At 52.8% G+C, this 1,871-nt stretch carries 1 protein-coding gene; it reads right to left on the reverse strand.

Annotation, left to right across the window (positions count from 1 at the left end):
• Positions 1 to 169: 169 nt before the first annotated feature.
• Complete coding sequence (locus ACI1P2_RS31315) at positions 170 to 1,420, reverse strand: IS110 family RNA-guided transposase (protein ID WP_355327693.1); 1,251 nt, start codon at positions 1,418 to 1,420, stop codon at positions 170 to 172.
• Between the last annotated feature and the right edge of the window lie 451 nt (positions 1,421 to 1,871).

Genomic DNA, 1,871 nt, shown 5'->3' on the forward strand with positions numbered 1-1,871 from the left:
AGAGCAGCGGTACGATGTCAAGACCCTGAATGAAAGGGATTTTCGCGTGCTGTCACTTTTTCAGGGGGTGGACCGAAAAAAAGGCAAACCCAAACTAAACCTGCCCTACCCGGATTTTCAGATATTTCCTTATGTACCGGGAAATAGGTGGTTTGTTCGTGAACCTATGTTATCCGTGTTGCTGGATCACCTCTCTGGGTTCGTAAAGTCGGTTGGTTCGTAGCAGATAGTCGACCAACCGCACCAATTTACGAGCTGTAAGCGCAAGGGCACGTTTTTCGGCGTATTTCGCGGGCTCCGCCTTTTTGAGGCTGAAGTACTGCGCAAATACGGTGTCGTGCACCTGGACACTTTTTGCGCCTTCGGTGAAGTAGTACTTCAGGTAGCGGTTGCCGGATTTAATGAGCCGAGATTCAACACCTTTAAAGTCGCCGGACTGGTTTTCCGTCCAGGCCAGACCCGCATATTTCGCGAGCGCCATCTGGTTTGGAAACCGCGAGATGTCGCCAATTTCCGAGATGATTCCAGCAGCGAAGATCGGGCCAATTCCCGGCACTGACGTAAGTGTCTGTGGGATCGTGGACAGATGCTCTTCAATCGCTTTTTGCAGCGATTTTGCCTGCTCTTGGAGCGAGCGGATAACCCGGATGTTGGAAGCCATCGCAAGGTTCACAGCGTCGGCCATGGCCTTGGGCAGCCGATAGGAAGAGCGTGCGGCCTTCTGCAAGGCTCGGGCAACTTCCTCAGGGTTTTCGAAGCGGTTTTTACCGCATTCAGACACAAAGGCGATGAGATCCTCCACAGACATATCGATGATGTCCTCGACGCTAACAAATTGCTCAAGCACTGCGAGACTCGTCACCGACGTCTTCTTGCCGAACGGTCCTGCCGCGTAGCTGCTAAACTTTAGAAACAGGTTGGTCAGCAGGAAATTGGTCTCCCGTGTCAAAGTTTGTACTACGTGGAAACGAGTCCGGCAGAGACGCTGCAAAGCAGCGATGGGTTCGCTCCACGTGAAGGCACGGGGTAGATGACCGGATCGGAGCTTCGCGGCGATGAACCAGGCGTCTACCCTGTCGTTTTTCGGGGCGTCCAGGAAGTGCATTTTCTTGAACGCCTTGATGAGACTGGGATTGAACATATAGACGCTATGTTCGAACGGAGCGAAACGCAACACGCTATGCAAATAGCGGGCCAGATGACTGGAGAACGGTCCGGTCGCCTCTAAACCGAAGCGGATGTGCGTAAGGCTGTGCTTTTGCATCAGCGCCACGATCCGCTCACGCAAAGCAAACACACCAGGTTCGTCATTGGCGACGGTAAAGCGACTCAAAGGCTTTGTGCTGTCGCCTTCGGGAAGACAACAGACGACGTTGTTCTTACTGCTTACATCGATCCCGACAAATAAGATGTGGGGCATGGGGTTCACCTCCTTTCACTTGAACTCGGTGCCTACGGTCCTGGGATGTCCTTGGGAATCTCTCCGCTAACAGCCTTGCGAGCTATTGGAATACACCGCGGCCCATCGGTGCACGAACCTTTCTCTGCTATGCGAAAGGGATGGTGACGCGCGGGAAACAGTCAGCGTGTAGGAAAATACGGAAGAGGCCAAGGGAACACTCTAAAACTGGAAGAACCCGAATTACGGGTCAACAGGAGGAGAAGGAACATTCCCGTCGGTGACACCTACTGGCATTTTCCCAAGGACAGCCCAGGATCGCAAACACATTTTTTTCGTCCCTTCGGGCCGCTCCCGCGCTTCACTTGGGCTGCGTCCCCCACCGGGACAACATCATTTCAACTTATTCATTTTTCAAAGAGCAAAAGGAAAAGAGCAACCCCAAATCAGGAGATGCTCTTAACATACAAGG

Source organism: Paenibacillus jiangxiensis (assembly GCF_046098255.1).
Lineage (GTDB): Bacteria > Bacillota > Bacilli > Paenibacillales > Paenibacillaceae > Paenibacillus > Paenibacillus jiagnxiensis.